1 pseudogene is annotated in these 322 nt (G+C 69.9%); it reads left to right on the top strand.

The features are described 5' to 3' along the window. Positions 1 to 322: pseudogene (locus LO771_RS30150) on the top strand (excinuclease ABC subunit A); the annotation flags it as partial.

Consider the following 322-nt stretch of genomic DNA (forward strand, 5'->3'; position numbering starts at 1 on the left):
AGCGCCGGCTCACCGACTCCGTGGAGACCGCGCTCGGCCTCTCCGGCGGCATGGTGGTGCTCGACTGCGTCGACCTGCCCGAGGACGCCCCGCAGCGCGAGCGGATGTTCTCCGAGCACCTCTACTGCCCGTACGACGACGTCTCCTTCGAGGAGCTGGAGCCGCGGTCGTTCTCCTTCAACTCGCCGGTCGGCGCCTGCCCGGAGTGCACCGGCATCGGCACCCGCATGGAGGTCGACCCCGAGCTGGTCGTCCCCGACGAGGAGAAGTCGCTCGTCGAGGGCGCCTTCCACGAGTGGTCGCTCGGCCACACCAAGGAGTA

Source organism: Streptacidiphilus sp. ASG 303, assembly GCF_020991365.1.
Lineage (GTDB): Bacteria > Actinomycetota > Actinomycetes > Streptomycetales > Streptomycetaceae > Peterkaempfera.